This window comes from Campylobacter sp. (assembly GCF_019423325.1).
Lineage (GTDB): Bacteria > Campylobacterota > Campylobacteria > Campylobacterales > Campylobacteraceae > Campylobacter_B.
Genome location: NZ_JAHZBQ010000002.1, coordinates 42,061 through 58,258, shown reverse-complemented (window position 1 = coordinate 58,258; position 16,198 = coordinate 42,061). Strand labels below are relative to the sequence as shown.

The window sequence follows — 16,198 nt, the reverse complement described above, 5'->3', positions numbered from 1 at the left end:
AATATACTCTTATTTATTAATAAATCGCGCTTTTTATCCCTTAGCTTAGCAGGCCGCGCCTTAAATTTAAAATTTAATATTTAGATAAATTCTATCTTTCCGCCTAGATCGCATACGCCCTGATTCCAAACCGCCGAGCTTACGAGCACGTCCGCGCCGGTAGCTGCAAACTCTGCGCAGTTATTTTTATTTATGCCGCCCGCAGCGCAAATTTTAATCTGCGGCGCCGTCTCATCTCGCTTCAAAACGCAAGCTCTAAGCTCGCTAGGGCTCATCTTATCGCACATTATCGCATCCGGCGCGTATTTTAAGAGCTCGCTAAATTCGCGCTCGCTCGCTACTTCGATCATGATCTTTCGCTCGGGCGCGCGCTCTTTAAATTTAGCGATCTGCGCGCAAAACTCGCCAAAGCTTGCAAACGCGCGAATATGATTTGAAAAAAACAGGACGCTGTCGTGCAGCCCCAAGCGGTGCATCGTTCCGCCGCCCGCAATCAGCGCATTTACGCAAAGCTCCTTCGCAAAAGGAAAGCTCTTGCGCGTCGCACCCAGCACGCAGCGCGGATTAGCCTCTCGCATCAGCGCAACCATCTCGTGCGCGTAAGTAGAAATTTTGCAGGAGTACTCAAACACGATCTGAACGATCTTCCAAGCTTTATGCAGGCTCTCGAAGCTCCCCCGCGCGCTAAAAATTTCTTCTCCCGCGCAAAATGCGCTTCCCTCGCGCGCTAGCCGCTGCGTCTCGCAGCCTAGGCGCGCCGCTACTTCGCGCGCGATTCCTCCACCGCTAAAGATCAGATCCTGCCTCGTTACGATCGAAAGTCGCGCGGGCGCGTTTAAATCCACGAAGTCCTGTAAAAGCTCGGTCGTAAGGTCCAAAAACGCGCCGTCGCTAGCGATTAGATCGTCGATTTTACTCTGCGAAATAAACATATCTAGCCTACGAAGTGAATTTTAGCGGGCTCAAAGCGCGAATGTGCCTTTGTGACGCGAGACGGAAAGCCCAAAGGCATAATGCAAAACGCCTCTAAATGACCAGGCAGATCCAAAATTTCTCTTACGCGCTCCATCGCGTAAATATCGGGCGCTACGCCCAGCCACGTGGTGCCAAGCCCTAGATGATGCGCTGCCAGCCAGAGATTTTCTGCCGCACAAGCGCAGTCGTAGCGAGCGTAGGGCTGGAATTTTAAGCCGCTTTTGCGCGTGCAAACTACGATTGCAAGCGGCGCATCTTTCGTGCAGCCGCCGTAGGTGCCGACGCTGCTAAGTAGCGTAAGCGTGGTGCGGTCGCGTACTACGTAAAACTCCCATGAGCGCTGGTTGCCTGCGCTAGGGGCTTGCATCGCGGCTTTTAGCACGAGCTCGATCTGATCGTCGCTCGGCATTTTTTCGGTAAAATTCCGCACGCTCGTGCGTGTAAAAATTTCATTCATCGCTGCTCCTTTAAATTAAATTTCTAAATTCCGCTTTTTGCGAGCGGTAAAAAATGGAATTTAGAAGTAGGCTTGCCGCTGCGTTTGCTTGAGCCTTGCTTACACGTTGCGCTATTTAGGCGCTACGCGGCGGCCGATGCGCGCTGATTTGGTTTATTTACCCAGGTGCGCCTCTTTTTGCATCGAAAAGCGTGAAGTTGCGATAAAATTTCAGCCTCATCACTATGAAACCCGCCGCAGAGGAGAGCTGCGCGAACTTAATTCAATCAAAATTTCGCTCACGAGCAAGCTCGCGACCTGTCCATTTAAATTTTAATCCTAGGCCGCTATCTGGCGCCCGCTAAAATAACCCGCCGTATACATCAGCCTGCGCGCGTAGCTTGTGCGGTCCTTAAATTTCATCTCGCACGCAAACTTGCGCCGATCTTTGCGGATAAAATTTTATCCTTCACGGCGAACAAAATTTCGCCTTTGCGCCGAGCAAATTTTATCTTCGTCGCCCGGTAAAATTCCGCTTTCGCCGCTTTTGAATTTTAACCGCATCGCGCGCCGCAAATCACCGGCCGCGCCGTACCGCATGCAAAGCGTGCTCGGATCGTAAGCTCAAAATATCTAAAATTTAACCGCCAAGTACGACTAGGCGGAGCCATGCGCCGAAACGCTATGAAATTTAACCGCCTAAGCCTGCTTGCTTATCAGCCTGCGCACGACGTAGCTTGCGATGAAAAGCCCGAAGCTTGCGGTCACGCCCATGAAGCTGCCCATAGATTTGACGCGCGGCGGCTCGCTTGAGCAGACGACGTCAAAATCGCCCGCAAAGCCGCGCTTTCGCAGCTCAGATCTGATCTTGCGCGCGAGAGGATCGCCTTGCGTCTGCCAGATTGAGCGGATTTCGATTTTAGCGGGATCGAGCCTCTTTGCGCCGCCCATCGAGCTTACGAAGCCCGCGCCCGCCTCGCTGCAGCGCAGCGCAAGCGCGATCTTAGCGCCCACGTCGTCGATCGCGTCGATTACGAAATCAAATTGCGCCAGATCAAATTTAGATAAAAATTCCTGATCGATCCTAGCGGCGATCGGCATCACGCCTTTAAATTTGCGCGCGAAAACCTTGCATTTTAGCTCGCCTACGTGCTCGCTTCCAAGCTGGCGGTTTTGATTGGTGATCTCGAAGCGATCGCAATCGATTACGCTTAAGCTTACCGCGCCGCTGCGGTACAGCGCCTCTATCGCCGCTCCGCCCACGCCGCCGCAGCCGCAGATTAAAATTTTAGCGCTTTGAAGCCTTGCAAAATCCTCGCCGAAAAGTAGGCGCGAGCGCGAAAAGCGGTCTATTACGACCTCACTCATCGTTTTTCATCCACCTTTCTAGCGCGCTCATCTGCTCGTGCGCGGTCAAATTTAACTTAATCGGACTTAACGTCGCCCGCCCCTCAAAAAGTACCGAAATGTCGCTATTTTCGTTTTTGCTTGCATCAAAACTGAGCGTAGATTTGCCTAGCCAATAATACTCCATCCCGCGCGGATTGCGGTTTAGCTGCGCGTCGGTGTCGTAGAGCTTCTCGCCGCAGGGCGCAACCGTTAGCCCCTTAAAATCTTGCTTTGAGACGGCAGGGACGTTTAAATTTAAAAACTGCTTCGGCGGCAGCGGAAAGCCGTTTTTAAAAATTTTTTCCACCAGATCAACCGCAAGCTCGCATGCGAGATCAAACCCATATCGCTGCAGCGAATCCGCGACGTAAAACTGGCTCACCGCGAGCGCGGGAATGCCTTGCAAAACCCCCTCCATCGCGCCTCCGCAAGTGCCCGAATAGGTCACGTCCTCCGCGACATTGGCGCCGTGATTTATGCCGCTTACCACAAGATCGGGCTTGCGGTTATACAGCGCGCGGAGCGCCAAATACACGCAGTCTGCGGGCGTAGCGTCGTCGAGTTTAAAAAATCCGTCGTCGAGCTTTACAAATCTAAGCGGGCGCGCGAGCGTGAGCGAGTGCGAGCATGCCGATTTTTCCGAGCTCGGCGCTACGATGGTTACGTTTGCGACCGATCTTAGCGCACTTGCGAGCTCCAAAAGCCCGCGCGCTTCGAATCCATCGTCATTGGTAATTAAAATTTCTTTCATATTTTCTCTTTAACTAAAATTTCACGACAGACCTATCGGGGCGGAATTCCGTCTGTAAAATTTTAGCGCTTAATTCTTTACTATGCAAAAATTGCTACTTAGCCTTGCGCGGCGTAAAATTCCATCTTTTTGCTACGAAATTTTATCTTTTTTCACTACAAATTTTTATAGCCTGTCACGCAATTTCATTGCCTAAATTTCGTTTTCGAAATTCCTTAAATTAAATTTTGCGACTGCACTCCGCAACTCGCCACAAAATTTCGCCTTTTAAATTTTCGCGCCGATGTAAATCTGCGACATAAAATTACGCGAGATTATCTATAACCCTGCTTTGCGGCATATCTCCTCGCTCACCTGCGAATCAAGTAGGTGCGAGTTCGGATAATCGTAGAAAAATCGGTGCACTTCACGCACTCCGCTTCGCAATAAAGCTCGCGTACTAGGTGCATTGCAGTCATTTTCGGTAATATCCTTGGTTAGCAATTTGAGATATTTTTGCCGATCGGAGCTTTTCAGGCCCGCCCAGCCAGGGCTTAGCGAGTAGGCATAGATCAGATCGCTTCCTTGTGCGCTAATTTCTTCGAGGAAGGCAAACTGCGCAACCTTAACGTGGGGCTTGGCGCCACCTACGTCTGATGCGATCTCGCTAGCTGCGGCTTTAGCGACGAGTGCGGGCGAGCCTAGCTTACTAAGCGCCTCAAAACGCGCCGTTACTGCGGGATCCTCGGTGACTTGACGCTTTTGGTATTTAGCCGCGCCGCAACCGCCCAGCAACATCGCGAACGCGCCGCATAACGCTAAAATTTTAAAATTTTTCATCTTAAATCCTTTGTCGGCTTAATTTTAGCACATTTTGCTATAATTAACAAAAATTTAAAAGGCTAAATTTGAAATATTTAATCTCTTGCCTAGAGCCCTCTGCGAACCTCCATTTTAAAGGGGTTTTTGAGCATCTTAAAAAGCTCGATCCCGCTTGCGAGATTTGCGGAATTTTCGATGAAAAGTTTGGCTCGCCAATATATAAAAGCAGCGAGTTTTCGGCGATGGGCTTTATAGAAATTCTGCCGCTGATCTTAAAAGCTAAGCGCGCAATGGCGCAGATGACGCGACTTGCGACGGAGTGCGACCGCGTGCTACTTATCGACTCGCCCGCGTTTAATCTGCCGCTTGCTCGCGCGATCAAGGAAAGCGGCGCGCGCGCGGAAATTTCATATTATATCCTGCCGCAGGTTTGGGCGTGGAAGCCGCACAGAGCGGAGAAGCTGAAAAAATTCTGCGATAATCTGCTCTCCATCTGGCCTTTTGAGGCGAAATTTTTCGGCGCGGACTACGAGGTAGATAAAGGCGCTGCACCGCAAGAAGCGGAGAGCAAAGACTCTGCGCTACAAGAAATAAAAGACAAAGACGCTGCACCGAAAGAGGATGCCGCGCGCCAAAGCAGTCAAAGCGCCGAAACCGCGAAATACTCTTTCGTGGGGCATCCATTATTAGACGAGATAACGCTGCGAAAGCAAAGCTACGAAAAGCAGAGCAAGATCGCCTTTATGCCGGGCTCTCGCAGAGCTGAAATTTCAAGGCTGATGCCGATTTTTAGAGCACTTGCGCCTAAATTTGAAAATAGCGAGCGAGTCTTAATAATCCCGCCGCATCTGATGGATCAAAGGGATGAAATTTACGGGCCTCTGGACGGCTTTAGCATCGCAAACGATACTCCCGCCACGCTTAAAGATTGCGATTTTGCCTTCATCTGCTCGGGTACGGCGACGCTTGAGGCGGCGCTCATCGGCACTCCGTTCGTGCTGTGCTACAAGGCTCGCGCGTTTGACGTTTGGCTCGCGCGAAAGCTCGTAAAGCTAAAGCATGTGGGGCTTGCAAATATTATTTTTGATTTTTTGGGCGAGGAGCCGCTGCACGAGGAGCTTTTACAATCAGAAGTAAGCGCGCAAAACCTACTCGCCGCATACGAGCGCTGCGACGCCGCTAAATTTAAACTTGCGAGCAAGAAGCTGCGAGATTATCTAAAGCTCGGCTCCAGCGAAAACGTGGCAAAAATTTTAACGCAGCCTGCGAGCTAAAATTTTAAGGCTAAAACTTATATAATTTGATAAAAAGAAAGGAAGATTATGACGACAGAACCAATGACGCTTTACGGATATGAAAAGATCACCTCCGAGCTCAAGGAGCTTCAGAGCGTGAAGCTACCTCACATAGTGCAGCAGATAGACATCGCGCGCGGACACGGCGATCTGAAAGAAAATGCCGAGTATCACGCGGCACGCGAAGAGCAGGCGTTTCTGCTCTCGCGTATCGCTGAGCTTAGCGACATCGTCTCTCGAAGTAAAATCATCGATCCCTCGACCTACGAGCACGACCGCGTAAAATTCGGCTCCACCGTTACCTTCATGGACGTAGAGACCGAGCGGGAGGAGACCTACGTCATCGTAGGCCTTAGCGAGGCGGATATCTCGCGCAAACTCATCAACATCAATACGCCGCTCGCGCGCCAGCTTTTAGGTAAAGCCGAGGGCGATGAGGTGGTGCTTCAGCTGCCATCAGGCACGCGCGATGTGGAAATTTTAAGCGTCGAATACAAGCCGATAAAATTTGAGAATTAGCGTGAAAAAAGTAGGCATCATCGGCGTTAGCGGCTATACGGGGCTTGAGCTGATTAAGGCTCTACTTTCTCACCCGGGCTTTGAAATTTCGTATTTAGGCGCCTCGACGCAGGGCGAAATAAGCGAAATTTTCCCGCAGCTTCGCGGCGTGTTTGAGATGCGCGTAGAAGCTGCGGACGCTCGCGTTGCGGCACAAAGATGTGATCTTATTTTTTTGGCGCTGCCACATGAAAAAGCGATGGAATTTGCCCGCAAAATTTTAAAATTTAAAAGCGTCAAGGTAGTCGATCTATCGGCTGATTACCGGCTAAGTCGCGAGCTTTACGAGAAAAACTACACCGCGCATTTAGACCCTCGTAATTTAGCCCACGCCGTTTACGGACTGCCCGAGCTAAATCGCGAAAAGATCCGCGCCGCGCGCCTTACGGCAAATCCGGGCTGCTATCCCACCTGCTCTATTTTGGCGCTCGCGCCGTTTATGCGGCTACTCAATCCGGATATCGGCGTATTTATCGACGCAAAAAGCGGAGTAAGCGGCGCGGGCAAGGCTCTTAAAACGAGCAGCCATTTCGTAAGTGTAAACGAAAACGCGGGCGCCTACTCGCCGATCTCGCATCGCCACGCAGACGAGATCAAAGAGCAGCTGCAAATTTTAAAAGGCGGCGAATTTAGCACGCTTTTCGTGCCGAATTTGCTGCCGATTACGCGCGGAATGCTGGTTAGCGCGTTTGGCGTACTGCAAAAGAGCGTGGATGCAGAGGCGGTGCTACGGGAATTTTACGAAAATGAGCCTTTCGTGCGCGTCCGAAGCGAGCCCGTAAGTATAAAAAACGTCGCAGGGACGCACTTTTGCGATATTTTTGTAAAAACTGCCGGCGATAAAATTTGGATTAACTCGGCGATCGATAATCTTTTGCGCGGAGCATCGTCGCAGGCGATCGCAAACGCAAATTTAATGTGCGGATTCGCCGAAACTACGGCACTGCCGCGTATCGCACACGGAATTTAAGCGATGAACTTTTTTGCAAAAGCCGTTACGCGCGGGAGCCTAGATGCAAAATGATCAAATTCGGACGATAAAACCGGGCGCGATCTTTATCGGCGATGCGCACGCGGGCGCGAGCAGGCCGCAATTTTTGAAATTTCTGCGCGCGCTGAAGGCTGAGCCTACGCCGCCTCAAATTTTTATGATGGGCGATATGTTTGATTTTTTGGCAAACACGACCTACGTGCAGCGCTTCTACGAAGAGGAGATCGCGCTAATAAACGAGCTGTCGCAAAAATGCGAAATTTTTTACTTCGAGGGCAACCATGATTTTAATCTGCGCGAAATTTTCCCCTGCGCAAAAGTTTATCCAAACGGCGCGCAGCCCGTTAAATTTATCTGCGAGAGCGGCGAGGCGGTGCAGGTCGCGCACGGCGATCTGTTTTTGCCGCGTCTGACGCAGTTTGCTCTGCTTTCGCTGCGAAACAGAACTTTTCTGAAATTTATGGACCTGCTCGATCGCGCTTTAAAATTTAAAATTTCAAAGATGATCTTAAAATCGCAAGAGGGGAAAAACCTCTACAGAAAAATGCCAAATTTTAACGATATAATCGCGCCGAAGATCGATTCTTACGCGGCAAATTTAATCATCGAGGGGCACTATCATCAAGATGAAATTTTATATTTTGGCGAAAAAAAATATATAAATTTATGCTCGTTCGGGGTTAGGAGTAAAATTTACGAGGTCGCAAAAAGCGAAAAATTTATGCTAATTCCAAAAAACTTAAACTTAAATTAGCTATAATTCCTAAATTTTTGCGAGGATATTTATGATAAAGCTTTGTGTTTTCGACTTTGATTCTACGCTGATGGACGGCGAGACGATAAGTTTTTTCGCCGCTAAAATGGGCACGCAGCGACAAGTTAGCGAAATTACGAAGCGCGCGATGGCGGGCGAGCTTGATTTTTTCGAGAGCCTTAGCGAGCGAGTGGCGCTGATAAAGGGGATGAAGCTTAGCGATGCTAAAGCTATCGCAGAAAGCCTGCCTTTTGTTTGCGGCGCTAGCGAGATCATCGCATATCTGAAAAATAAAGGCATAAAGGTGATCGTCTTTAGCGGCGGATTTCATCTAGCCACCGACGCCGCGCAGAAAAAGCTAGGCTTTGACGCGAGCTTTGCAAACTATCTGCATGAAAAGGACGGAATTTTAACCGGGCTTTTTGGCGGCGAGATGATGTTTGGCTACTCAAAAGGCGCGCTACTTGCGCAGCTTAAATCGCTGATGGGCCTAAGCGCAAGCGAAGTAATGTGCGTGGGAGACGGCGCGAACGATGTTTCGATGTTCCGCGAGGCGGGACTTAAAATCGCCTTTTGCGCGAATGAAATTTTAAAAGAGCATGCGAGCGTCTGCATTGAAAAAAAGGATTTGAAGGAGATTATGAAATATGTATGATAAAGCCCTAAATTTCAGCCTTTGGTGCGACTTTTTGGAGCGCGATTTTATCGATAAAGATTTCGACGAGCTGATCAAAAAAGGGATAATTAACGGCGCTACCTCCAATCCCGCGATCTTTAAAAACGCGATCCTAAGCTCCCCAGCATACGATGCGGCTAAAGAGGAATTTAGAAAAAAAGAGCCCAAAAAGCTGTATGAAATTTTAGCCACCGCGGACATCAGAAGCGCGGCGGAGAGCCTGCTTAAAAATTTTATTAACGACGATGACGGCTTTGTGAGTATTGAGGTCGATCCATATTTCGCAGACGACGCCGAGGCGATGTATCGCGAGGGCAAACACCTATACGGCACGATCGGCATGCCAAACGTAATGATAAAAATCCCCGCGACCAAGGCAGGTTACGAAGCGATGCGCGATCTGCTAAAAAAGGGGATCAGCGTAAACGCGACCTTGGTTTTTTCGCCCGAGCAAACCGCAAAATGTATCGAGGCGATAAAAGAGGGTATCGCGGGCTTTCGCCGCTACTTCCCGAAAGCAAATTTACCAAAAACCGTAATTAGCATCTTCGTTAGCCGCTTCGATAGGTTACTGGATGAAAAAATGGCCGCGTCGGGCCTTCCTACCGGCAAAATCGGCACGATGAACGCTTCAAAATGCTACAATATCATCGCTAAAGAAAATTTAAACTACGTAAAACCGCTGTTTGCGAGTACGGGCGTAAAAGGAGACGATCTGCCGAAGGATTACTACGTCAGCGAGCTAATGTATCCGGGCTGCGTAAATACTGCGCCGCTTGAGACGATAGAGGCTTTTATAAGCGGCGATCAAAAGCCCAAAATGCCGCCTAGCGACGCGCAGATAGAGCATTTTTTCGCTCGCGTAGCGGATGCGAAGATCGATATGAAAAAGGCATATAAAAAGCTGCTGGATGACGGACTGGTGGCCTTTGAAGAAGCATTTAAAGAGATAATAAAAACACTTAAAAAGGAGAAATGATGGCGGGTTCTATAGATTATTCGCAGTATCAAGTTGACGCTTCTACGCTGGATTTTAAGCAGCGAGATAGGCTAAATAAATATCTGGAATTTTTGATCCAAAATGGCGGTAGCGACCTTCACATAAAATCAGGCGCGGTCATCAGAGGGCGCATCCACGGCGAGCTAGTAAAATTTAGTAAAACGCCTTTTTTAAAAGAGGATGCGATGACGCTAGCTAAGGAGCTTCTCATTACGCGCTTTCCGGAGCTTATCGAGAAAAAGAGCGTGGATTTTACCTATAAGCTAAACGAAGATTATCGCTTCCGCGTTAATATTTTCTTTCAGATCGACGGTATCAGCGCGGTTTTCCGAACGATTCCGGTTAAAATTCCGGAGATCGACGATCTAGGTCTGCCGCCTTCGATCAAAGATATTTGCGACACGGCTATGCGCGGCGTCGTGCTGCTTACGGGACCTACCGGAAGCGGAAAGACGACAACGATCGCAAGCATGATCAATCGCATAAATAGACAAAGAACTAGCCACGTCGTTACGATCGAGGATCCCGTCGAGTTCGTATTTAAAGACGATAAATGCATCATCAATCAGCGCGCTATCGGCGAGGACTGCAACAACTTCGCCGATTCGCTTCGCGCCGCGCTGCGAGAGGATCCAGACGTCATATTTGTGGGCGAGATGCGCGATTTGGAGACGATCGAGACCGCGCTTCACGCCGCAGAAACGGGACACTTAGTGTTTTCGACGGTGCACACCATCGACGCAAAAGAGACGGTAAACCGAATCATCGCGATGTTTGAGCAGGCTGAGCAGGAGCGTATCCGAATGACGCTAGCATCCGTCCTAGAGGCGGTCATCTCTCAGCGCCTTGCCCGTACTATCGAGGGCAAGCGCGTGGCTGTCGTTGAAATTCTACGCAAAAACACCCGTATTAAGGATATGATACTTGATGCGCGCGACGATGAAATTCCAGACGCGATCGCCGACGGTCGCAACACATATGGCATGCAGACCTTTGATCAGCACCTGCTTGATCTTTACAGAGACGGCATCATTACCCGTGAGGAAGCACTGGATAAGGCTTCTAAGCGAAACGATCTCGATCTGCAGATAAAAAACGTGGATCTTGCCAAAAAAAGAGATTTGGCGGCAGAATCCGGAGAGAGCGCCGAAGAGATGCTCGCCGGCGAAGTCGTACAGCTAAAAGAGATCCGCTAAGTCGTAAATTTTAAAATTCTAAATTTTTACGATTTGAAATTTTAAATAATTCTGCCTGCCGCCGCGCAGGCAGAATTCTATTCGCTTGCCCGCTGCTACTCGGGTAGATGCTACGTTAAATTTCATTTTAAAATATCTATAATTTCGATTAAAATTCCACGTCCGATTAATCTTATAAAATTTCTATTCATTTAATCTTTGATAAACAAAATTTCAACCAAATTTCAGGGGGGGGGGTATAATTACGCATATTTTTTCTAAAAGGAGTAAGAGATGGCAAGTCATGGACCAAGAAATCACGACAACAGAACCAGGACGGGATCTTGCAGAACCCCCAAGCAAAGAGCGGGCGATAAAAAACGCCGCAAAAAGTAGCGATCTCGCGTCGTAAGCCGGCGTAAGATTAAAATTTAAAGCGCTGCGAGCCGAAACTCTCGGCGCTTTAATAAATTTTAAATCGTGCAAACAACCAAATGGATAAAATTTTAGAATTTCATCGCAAGAGAATTTCATGAAATACGAGATAATCGACGTCCATACTGCACTAGAAATCGTTTTTAAAAATTTTAAATGGACTTTGCTCATTGGAATTTTGCTGTTGCCGTTAGGCGTGGGTGCCGTGATTTTAGTATTTTTGCCGTTTCAAAGCATTTTGATCTACAACAAAAATAAAAGATACCTGATTGATATGCAAACAGGTAAAATCACTTTCCCTAGAAGCGACGTTGAAAATAGCATTGTAGCCGTTTTGCTCTGTGCGCCGTATTGGAATTTAATGCGCAGCAGAACCGTCACGGCAGATCAAATCGAGGATATGCGCTTAGAGAAAAAAGAGGTAAAAAGCGTAAATATTTTTAAAATTTTCCTAGCGGTGATTAAATTTTTTAGGATGAGCTCCAAAAACGCCAAAAACGCTAGGCTGGGGCGGCGCATTAATGACATCCAAACAAGATATTATCTCTACGTCTTAGGAAGCTTCGGCTCGACGGGACTATACTTTTATGACAAACAAAAGCGCGACGAGGTACGTAACGCCATACGAGAATGCGTGCGTAAATTTAGCGCCAAAAATATAGATAGGAATTTATTCTGAGATGATAATTATAAATCGAATGTTTTCGGGCGGCTATTTGAACGAGAGCTTGGGGCACGAAATCATCAATCTTTTTAAGGCAGACAACGGCAGGCATTACATCTACGTAAATCCTTACGGCACGATAAACGAGGATGCAAAGGACGCACACAAAGTCCTTTTAGTGCGTGCTATCTCGAAACACTGTTTCGAAATTTTAGCTTGCGCTAGCGAGTTAAAGCTTCTTTTGGGCGATGAACTTTTTGCTAGCAGCAGAAAGCGTGGCGCTAAAGAGGAGCTTAAAAGACAATCCGAAATGATTGAAGCACAAAATATCGCTTACGGCGGTGTGCCTCTAAACGAGCTATTTGAAAGCGAAAACGATAGCCCCAATGCGGCGTATATAACATTTGAGACGTCGAATTTTAAAAAACCAAAATTTAAATTTTACATCGTTGATGATGAGAAACTGATAGACGAAACGCATTTTTTAGTGCCATTTAAATTTTCCTCGCAATCTTTAAAGCAATATGTCCAGGGCGAAAGCGCGCTGGATAAAATTTTCTCGCCCGAGCTTTGGCAAGAGAACGATACTACGAAGCGGATCGGGCTAAATGAAATTTTAAATTTCAAAGCTAAAGAGCAAAATATCTTAGAGATAATCGGCAAGATGGACGATGAGTTAAGCTTTTCAAATTGGATAGTCTATTATCTGCGAAACGATGCGAAGCTATTTTTAAAATTTGCGAGCGAAATTTTACGGCTAAACATAAGCGAGGATGCGCAAATTTTAAGAGAATACAAAAATATAGATATTTTCATAAAAGATCAAAACCACGCAATCGTCATCGAAAATAAGATCAAATCCGGTATCAACGGGATAAGACACGATTTGCAAAGCGGCGTAATACGCTCTCAGCTAGATAAATATTCAAAGATTGCCGATAAGCAGGATTCAGGCGGCAGGGCAAAGTGCTTTTTGCTTCTACCTGATTATAGCTATATAGATAGGGAGTTAGCGAAATTTGATGAGTATGGGCGCTATTCGGTCATAAGATACAGCGCGCTTTTAAGATTTTTTGAAACTTGCGAGTGCGGCTTGAAATTCTACGACGAATTCAAAGACGCGTTGCGAAAGCATGCGAGCGAATACAAAAAGGATTTTTACGAAATCATGGGGGAGCGGCTAATTATGATAATTTTGCGGCATAAACAAGGTGCGTGATAAGTCACGTATTTTTTAAAAAATAAAGGAGAAAAAATGGAAACCGTTCATAACATAGTTTCGGTGCTGACGCCAATTACTCTAGTTATACTTATAGCACTTTTTATCAAGTGGAGAAGAGCATTTCGGAATGCAGCTATATTTTTATTTATATTAAGCTTAGTGAGCTTTTTAATTACCGATTGGCTTGGAGTAAATATAGATATCGCAGGGCTTATAAGTATGAGTATTTTTATTGGTATATCAATAATGATGTATTCGGGTGTAATAAAAGATGAAATGGAAGCTAAAGAGAAAGCCGAAAAAGAAAGACTGGAAGCCGAGGAAGAAGCAGAAAGAAAGCGAATAAGAGAAGAAAGACTAAAAAGAGAGGCTGAGGAGGAGGCTAAACGAAAAAGGATCCGAGCCAAAGAGGAAGCTGAAAGACAAAGAATAAAAGCTGAAAAAGAAGCTGAAAGGCAACGACAAATAGAAGAACATAAAAAAAATTTTGAGCGTTTAAAAGAAACAATAATGCAAATAGACGATGAAAAAGAATTAGATGAGCTTAAAGAAAATGGCAAAAAAATCAGACTAGTAGTAAAAAATATCGAAGAACAGGGGGAAGATTTCAAAAGAACGGAATATGAATTTCTAAGAAAAGCTGAAAAATACGGCGCAAATTTAATCTTGATAAAAGAAAAAGCCTTAAATAAAACCCAAGTAGATACTGGCGAGCGCGAAGAAATAGAGACGATAACCAAAACAGGGCAGCCGAGAAAGGTAAAAAGGGCCGTTATGAAGGATGTGGAATTCTATAAGATTGTGGGTGATTTTTATAAGATGGCGGATTAAATCCGCCTTTGAATTCCGATAGGCGCTTAAATAGATTTAAAGCAACATTTAGCTATTATCACGCTTCATTTTTTCACAAAGGAAACCTAATGTTAGAAGGTATCGTTAGAGATAGTATCGGTAAAAGGGCTTCAAAATCCCTAAAACGAGATGGTTATCTAATCGCTAATATTTATGCGAAAGGATTTGAAAATATTAACGCAGCGTTTAAGGTAAACGACTTTATCAAAGCTATGCGCGCAAAAGAGGATCTTCCTTTCGAGGTTAGCGTGGGCGGTAAGACATATCGCGTTATAGTGCAAGAATACCAAAAGCACCCCGTCACAAACACCCTAACTCACGTAGATTTGCGCGTAGTTCAGGATGACGTGGTAAGTAAATATCTAGTGCCGGTTAAGGTAACTGGCGTCGCTAAAGGCTTAAAAAACAAAGGTATTTTGGTGCAATCCAAGCGCCGTATCGCCGTAAAATGCGCAGGCAAAGATCTACCAAACGATTTTACGCTCGATGTGAGCGATCTTGACGTAGGCGATTCGCTTTTGATCCGAGACATTCCGGTAAAAGAGGGCGTCGGCATCATTCTAGACGGCTCAGTAGCGGTAGTCGGAGTTACTTCGGCTAAATAGGGGCGCCTATGATACTGATCGCAGGACTTGGGAATCCTGCTCAGAAATACGCAGACACCAGACACAATGTCGGTTTTATGCTAATCGACGAAATTTTAAAGACGGGCGGCTTTAGCGAGCTCGGCTCGTCTAAATTCCAAGGCGAGCTTTTTAAAAAGGGCTCGCTTCTTCTTTTAAAACCCCAAACTTTTATGAACTTAAGCGGCAACTCCGTAAAGGCGGTGAACGATTTTTATAAGCCCGAGCGCATCATTGTGGTGCACGACGATATAGATTTGGATCTGGGCGCCGTTAAATTTAAAAAAGGCGGCAGTAGCGGCGGGCACAACGGGATCAAATCGATCGACGCGCTAATCGGCGCGGATTACGAGCGCGTGCGTATCGGCGTGGGTAAAAAACAGCAAGGGCAGGACGCGGCAAATTTCGTACTCGGAAATTTTAACGAAAGCGAGCGCGAGAAGCTGAGTGAAATTTTACCCTATGTCGCGCGCGCGGTAGAAGAGCTCATTTGCTCGGATATAGAGCAGATCGCGCAAAAATTTACGATTAAAAAGGCTAGGGTGTGAAGTTATACGTAAAATACGCGGCTCTTTCTTATCTGAAGTATTTTTTTATCCTGCTAATAGCCCTTGAGTGCTTTTATGTAGGCATCGATGTGCTTACTAATCTCAAAGATTTTCCTTCAAGCGCGAATACCGCTCTTTTGTATATCGCTCTAACTGCAGCGGTCGCGCTTAGTTACACGCTGCCGCTAAGTCTTATTTTTGCGCTTATTTTGATGGGCTTTAATATGATCCGTAGCAACGAGCTGGTGAGCTTTTATGCGCTTGGAGTTAGCAAAAACGCGCTGATAATCCCTCCATTTTTGATCGCACTTGCGATTACTGCAGGCTTTATAGCTTTAAATTCCACCCCGTTTGCATACGCATTAAAATTTCAAAAGAATTTAACCGATTTATCGCCTACGGGGGGAGATATGTTTTTGAAATTTGAGGGTAAATATATCTACATCAAAGCTCTAAACGGCAAAAACGCAAATGATATAACGATCTTTGATATAGGGGATAACTCCGTTGCTTCGCGCTCGCATGCAAGCTCTGGCGAATACGCAGGCAAAATTTGGCATCTGCGCGACGTAAATACCACCACTTTACCAGCGCAGCTTAAGCTTGGAGGAAGTGGATTAAGAAGTGAGTTTAGCGCGCAGAGCGAGGCGCTTAAGGGCTTTGATCCAAGCTCAATTGCAAGCGTTTATGATACGAGTAATGTATATTCGATCAGGGATGCTTTGCGTTCGATCCGCACCTTTTCGCATCAAGGCGTGAATATCTCCACTATAAAAGCAAGTCTTTATAATATGATATTTTTTCCGTTATTTGCGCCTTTAGCGGTATTGGTGCTGTATTATTACCTGCCCGTTACGGGGCGATTTTTTAATCTCGCGCTACTAAGCTTTGGATTTTTTATCGCTACGCTATGCGCTTGGGGCGTGCTTTTCGTGTTAATTAGGTTTTCTCTCAACGGCGTCATCATCCCAGAACTTGGCATTATCGTGCCCATAACAGCGCTATTAGGCTTTGCGGCATTTTTAGTTTTTAAGCATCGTTAAGCCTTGATTT

At 46.6% G+C, this 16,198-nt stretch carries 18 protein-coding genes; 13 read left to right on the top strand and 5 right to left on the bottom strand.

Annotation, left to right across the window (positions count from 1 at the left end; translation table 11 throughout):
- Positions 1 to 80: 80 nt before the first annotated feature.
- The 5 genes from modD to QZ367_RS05085 form a co-directional block, all read right to left on the bottom strand.
- Positions 81 to 932: a ModD protein gene (gene modD / locus QZ367_RS05105; RefSeq protein WP_291938253.1), complete on the bottom strand. Its 852-nt coding sequence runs from the start codon at positions 930 to 932 to the stop codon at positions 81 to 83.
- 2 nt (positions 933 to 934) lie between these two features.
- The gene (locus tag QZ367_RS05100) at positions 935 to 1,432 is read right to left on the bottom strand and encodes a nitroreductase family protein (protein ID WP_291938251.1); all 498 of its coding nucleotides are present in this window, start codon (positions 1,430 to 1,432) and stop codon (positions 935 to 937) included.
- Positions 1,433 to 2,110: 678 nt separating this feature from the next.
- On the bottom strand, positions 2,111 to 2,779 hold the full coding sequence (locus tag QZ367_RS05095; protein ID WP_291938249.1) for a ThiF family adenylyltransferase: 669 nt from the start codon (positions 2,777 to 2,779) through the stop codon (positions 2,111 to 2,113).
- Complete coding sequence (gene surE / locus QZ367_RS05090; protein ID WP_291938247.1) at positions 2,772 to 3,551, bottom strand: 5'/3'-nucleotidase SurE; 780 nt, start codon at positions 3,549 to 3,551, stop codon at positions 2,772 to 2,774. The genes QZ367_RS05095 and surE overlap by 8 nt, the downstream gene beginning before the upstream one ends.
- Before the next feature lie 318 nt (positions 3,552 to 3,869).
- On the bottom strand, positions 3,870 to 4,370 hold the full coding sequence (locus QZ367_RS05085) for a hypothetical protein (protein ID WP_291938245.1): 501 nt from the start codon (positions 4,368 to 4,370) through the stop codon (positions 3,870 to 3,872).
- Between the two features lie 68 nt (positions 4,371 to 4,438).
- Between QZ367_RS05085 and QZ367_RS05080 the strand changes: the two genes are divergently transcribed.
- The 13 genes from QZ367_RS05080 (at position 4,439) to QZ367_RS05020 (ending at position 16,188) form a co-directional block, all read left to right on the top strand.
- Entirely contained in the window at positions 4,439 to 5,626 is a 1,188-nt protein-coding gene (locus QZ367_RS05080; protein ID WP_291938243.1) for a lipid-A-disaccharide synthase, read from the top strand.
- A 48-nt stretch (positions 5,627 to 5,674) separates the two neighbouring features.
- On the top strand, positions 5,675 to 6,166 hold the full coding sequence (greA, locus tag QZ367_RS05075; protein WP_291938241.1) for a transcription elongation factor GreA: 492 nt from the start codon (positions 5,675 to 5,677) through the stop codon (positions 6,164 to 6,166).
- A gap of 1 nt (position 6,167) precedes the next feature.
- Entirely contained in the window at positions 6,168 to 7,175 is a 1,008-nt protein-coding gene (gene argC, locus QZ367_RS05070) for an N-acetyl-gamma-glutamyl-phosphate reductase (RefSeq protein WP_291938239.1), read from the top strand.
- Positions 7,176 to 7,218: 43 nt separating this feature from the next.
- Positions 7,219 to 7,950, top strand: a complete 732-nt coding sequence (locus QZ367_RS05065) for a metallophosphoesterase (RefSeq protein ID WP_291938237.1) — start codon at positions 7,219 to 7,221, stop codon at positions 7,948 to 7,950.
- Positions 7,951 to 7,981: 31 nt separating this feature from the next.
- Positions 7,982 to 8,605, top strand: coding sequence for a phosphoserine phosphatase SerB (gene serB, locus QZ367_RS05060; RefSeq protein ID WP_291938235.1), 624 nt, complete (start codon positions 7,982 to 7,984; stop codon positions 8,603 to 8,605).
- The gene (locus QZ367_RS05055; RefSeq protein WP_291938233.1) at positions 8,598 to 9,605 is read left to right on the top strand and encodes a transaldolase; all 1,008 of its coding nucleotides are present in this window, start codon (positions 8,598 to 8,600) and stop codon (positions 9,603 to 9,605) included. The genes serB and QZ367_RS05055 overlap by 8 nt, the downstream gene beginning before the upstream one ends.
- Positions 9,605 to 10,822 (top strand): type IV pilus twitching motility protein PilT, encoded by a 1,218-nt coding sequence (locus QZ367_RS05050; RefSeq protein ID WP_177388521.1) that lies wholly within the window; start codon positions 9,605 to 9,607, stop codon positions 10,820 to 10,822. Before QZ367_RS05055 ends, QZ367_RS05050 begins: the two co-directional genes overlap by 1 nt.
- 511 nt (positions 10,823 to 11,333) lie before the next feature.
- Complete coding sequence (locus QZ367_RS05045) at positions 11,334 to 11,915, top strand: hypothetical protein (protein ID WP_291938229.1); 582 nt, start codon at positions 11,334 to 11,336, stop codon at positions 11,913 to 11,915.
- 1 nt (position 11,916) lies between these two features.
- Positions 11,917 to 13,119, top strand: a complete 1,203-nt coding sequence (locus QZ367_RS05040; protein ID WP_291938227.1) for a PD-(D/E)XK nuclease family protein — start codon at positions 11,917 to 11,919, stop codon at positions 13,117 to 13,119.
- Between the two features lie 36 nt (positions 13,120 to 13,155).
- Positions 13,156 to 13,953 carry a hypothetical protein gene (locus QZ367_RS05035; RefSeq protein WP_291938225.1) on the top strand — a complete coding sequence of 266 codons (798 nt, stop codon included), beginning with the start codon at positions 13,156 to 13,158 and terminating at the stop codon, positions 13,951 to 13,953.
- A gap of 89 nt (positions 13,954 to 14,042) precedes the next feature.
- Positions 14,043 to 14,579, top strand: a complete 537-nt coding sequence (locus QZ367_RS05030) for a 50S ribosomal protein L25/general stress protein Ctc (RefSeq protein WP_291938224.1) — start codon at positions 14,043 to 14,045, stop codon at positions 14,577 to 14,579.
- 8 nt (positions 14,580 to 14,587) lie between these two features.
- Positions 14,588 to 15,145 (top strand): aminoacyl-tRNA hydrolase, encoded by a 558-nt coding sequence (gene pth, locus QZ367_RS05025; protein WP_291938222.1) that lies wholly within the window; start codon positions 14,588 to 14,590, stop codon positions 15,143 to 15,145.
- Positions 15,142 to 16,188 (top strand): LptF/LptG family permease, encoded by a 1,047-nt coding sequence (locus QZ367_RS05020; protein ID WP_291938220.1) that lies wholly within the window; start codon positions 15,142 to 15,144, stop codon positions 16,186 to 16,188. Before pth ends, QZ367_RS05020 begins: the two co-directional genes overlap by 4 nt.
- Positions 16,189 to 16,198 lie beyond the last annotated feature (10 nt).

Bases quoted from the DNA above. Each gene is read 5' to 3' on its own strand.
- modD (WP_291938253.1), bottom strand. From the start codon at position 932: ATGTTTATTTCGCAGAGTAAAATCGACGATCTAATCGCTAGCGACGGC.
- QZ367_RS05100 (WP_291938251.1), bottom strand. From the start codon at position 1,432: ATGAATGAAATTTTTACACGCACGAGCGTGCGGAATTTTACCGAAAAA.
- QZ367_RS05095 (WP_291938249.1), bottom strand. From the start codon at position 2,779: ATGAGTGAGGTCGTAATAGACCGCTTTTCGCGCTCGCGCCTACTTTTC.
- surE (WP_291938247.1), bottom strand. From the start codon at position 3,551: ATGAAAGAAATTTTAATTACCAATGACGATGGATTCGAAGCGCGCGGG.
- QZ367_RS05085 (WP_291938245.1), bottom strand. From the start codon at position 4,370: ATGAAAAATTTTAAAATTTTAGCGTTATGCGGCGCGTTCGCGATGTTG.
- greA (WP_291938241.1), top strand. From the start codon at position 5,675: ATGACGACAGAACCAATGACGCTTTACGGATATGAAAAGATCACCTCC.
- QZ367_RS05065 (WP_291938237.1), top strand. From the start codon at position 7,219: ATGCAAAATGATCAAATTCGGACGATAAAACCGGGCGCGATCTTTATC.
- serB (WP_291938235.1), top strand. From the start codon at position 7,982: ATGATAAAGCTTTGTGTTTTCGACTTTGATTCTACGCTGATGGACGGC.
- QZ367_RS05055 (WP_291938233.1), top strand. From the start codon at position 8,598: ATGTATGATAAAGCCCTAAATTTCAGCCTTTGGTGCGACTTTTTGGAG.
- QZ367_RS05050 (WP_177388521.1), top strand. From the start codon at position 9,605: ATGGCGGGTTCTATAGATTATTCGCAGTATCAAGTTGACGCTTCTACG.
- QZ367_RS05045 (WP_291938229.1), top strand. From the start codon at position 11,334: ATGAAATACGAGATAATCGACGTCCATACTGCACTAGAAATCGTTTTT.
- QZ367_RS05040 (WP_291938227.1), top strand. From the start codon at position 11,917: ATGATAATTATAAATCGAATGTTTTCGGGCGGCTATTTGAACGAGAGC.
- QZ367_RS05035 (WP_291938225.1), top strand. From the start codon at position 13,156: ATGGAAACCGTTCATAACATAGTTTCGGTGCTGACGCCAATTACTCTA.
- QZ367_RS05030 (WP_291938224.1), top strand. From the start codon at position 14,043: ATGTTAGAAGGTATCGTTAGAGATAGTATCGGTAAAAGGGCTTCAAAA.
- pth (WP_291938222.1), top strand. From the start codon at position 14,588: ATGATACTGATCGCAGGACTTGGGAATCCTGCTCAGAAATACGCAGAC.